The 1770-nt window shown below is 75.4% G+C and carries 3 protein-coding genes; 2 read left to right on the forward strand and 1 reads right to left on the reverse strand.

Annotated features, from left to right (window positions below; translation table 11 throughout):
• The coding region (locus AB0C69_RS42025) for a BTAD domain-containing putative transcriptional regulator (RefSeq protein WP_360362467.1) at positions 1-495 on the reverse strand (495 nt) is incomplete at its 3' end.
• 80 nt (positions 496-575) lie between these two features.
• Between AB0C69_RS42025 and AB0C69_RS42030 the strand changes: the two genes are divergently transcribed.
• Entirely contained in the window at positions 576-1439 is an 864-nt protein-coding gene (locus AB0C69_RS42030) for an NAD(P)-binding domain-containing protein (RefSeq protein ID WP_360362470.1), read from the forward strand.
• Between the two features lie 76 nt (positions 1440-1515).
• Positions 1516-1770: hypothetical protein (locus AB0C69_RS42035; RefSeq protein ID WP_360362473.1), on the forward strand; the 255-nt coding region annotated here is incomplete at its 3' end.

Raw genomic sequence — 1770 nt, forward strand, 5'->3', positions numbered from 1 at the left:
GGCCTCGGCGCGCCCCTCCAGGGCCGCGAGGCGCAGTTCGTCCAGACGGGCGATCTCGGGGGCGGCGAACGGCGCGTCGGCGAAGTCGGCGAACGCGGGGCCGCGCCAGAGCGCCAGCGCCTCGGCGAACCGCGCGGCGCGGGCGGCGGGGTCCGGTTCGTCCGCCGCCCGGCCGGCGAGGACGGCGAAGTCGAGCGCGTCGGTCCGCACGGCGAGCCGGTAGCCGGGCGGGCTGGTCTCGACCAGAGCGCGGGCGCCCGGTTCGGCGTCCTCCAGCGTCCGGCGCAGCTGGGAGACGCGGGCCCGCAGCGTCGCGGGCGGATCGGCGGGCAGCGCGTCGCCCCACAGGTCGTCGATGAGCCGGTCGGCGGAGACGGCGCGCCCGGCGTGCGCGAGGAGGTCGGCCAGCAGCGCCCGCACCTTCCGGTCCGGGACCGGGACCGGGCGGCCGTCCTCCGTCCGCACCTCCAGCGGACCGAGGACCCCGAAGCGCATGCCCCCACCGTAATGCGGCCCGAACCTTTCCCGAACCCGCGCGCCGCAGGCTGGAGCCCTACGAAACGAAGGGGATGCACATGACGACGACTTCTGTGACCGTGCTGGGGCTGGGGCTGATGGGCAGCGCGCTCGCCGAGGCGCTGCTGGCGGACGGGCGGAGCGTGACCGTGTGGAACCGCTCGCGCGCCAAGGCCGAGCCGCTCGTGGCCAGGGGCGCGGTGGAGGCGGAGAGCGCCGCGGCGGCCGTGTCGGCGAGCCCCCTGGTGATCGTGTGCCTGTCGGTGTACGCCAACGCCGGGGAGATCCTCGGCGACGCGGCGGCCGGGCGCACGATCGTCCAGCTCACCAACGGCACGCCCCGGCAGGCGCGCGCCCTGGCCGACCGCGCCGCCGGACTCGGCGCCCGGTACGTGGACGGCGGCATCATGGCCGTCCCGCCCATGATCGGGCGGCCGGAGGCGCTGATCCTCTACAGCGGCGACCAGGAGGCGTTCGAGGAGCACCGCGAGACCCTCGCGGTGCTCGGCCGGCCCCAGTTCCTCGGCGCCGACCCGGGGCTCGCGCCGCTGTTCGACCTGGCCCTGCTGGACGCCATGTACGGCATGATCGCCGGTTTCCAGCACGCCTTCGCGCTCGTCCGGTCGGAGAAGGTCGCGGCCACGGACTTCGAGCCGATGGCCACCGCGTGGCTGACCGCGATGCTGGGCATGCTGCCCGACCAGGCCCGCGCCGTGGAGGCGGGCGACTTCGCCACCACCGTCTCCAGCGTCGCGACCAGCCAGGTGGCCTTCCCCGGCCTGATCGAGACGAGCCGCGACCAGGGCGTGGACCCCGGGTACCTGCTCTCCGTGCGGGACCTGCTCGACCGAGCGGTCGAGGAGGGGTACGGCGAGGACGGCCTCGCCCGCCTGATCACCCTCCTGGAGAACCCGGGGCGGTAGCCGGGTCCGTTGCGAATTGGTGGAGTCTTCATTAACGGTTCGCTGGTCGGCCAGGGGGCGCGCCTACTCTCCCGCCATGCGCCGAACAGCAGCAGCACTCGCGACGGTCCTGACCGCCGGCCTCGCCGCCGGCGTCCAGGCGGCCGCCGCGGCGGAGCCGCCCACCTGCGGCACTCCCGCCGACCACCAGATCGCCGAGATCCAGGGCAGCGGCGGCACGACCCCCCTCGCCGGGCAGACCTCCCGCAGCCGCTCGACGAATCGGCGGGCCTCGACCACGGGGATGAGCGAGTCGCGGCTCCCGTGGATGACGAAGAAGGGCGGCGCGTCT

The sequence above is a fragment of the Actinomadura sp. NPDC048032 genome (genome assembly GCF_040653175.1).
In the GTDB taxonomy this organism is placed as follows: Bacteria; Actinomycetota; Actinomycetes; order Streptosporangiales; family Streptosporangiaceae; genus Spirillospora; species Spirillospora verrucosospora.

What these genes read in the sequence shown, in the direction of transcription:
- AB0C69_RS42030 (WP_360362470.1), top strand. Translation starts at nt 576, where the DNA reads ATGACGACGACTTCTGTGACCGTGCTGGGGCTGGGGCTGATGGGCAGC.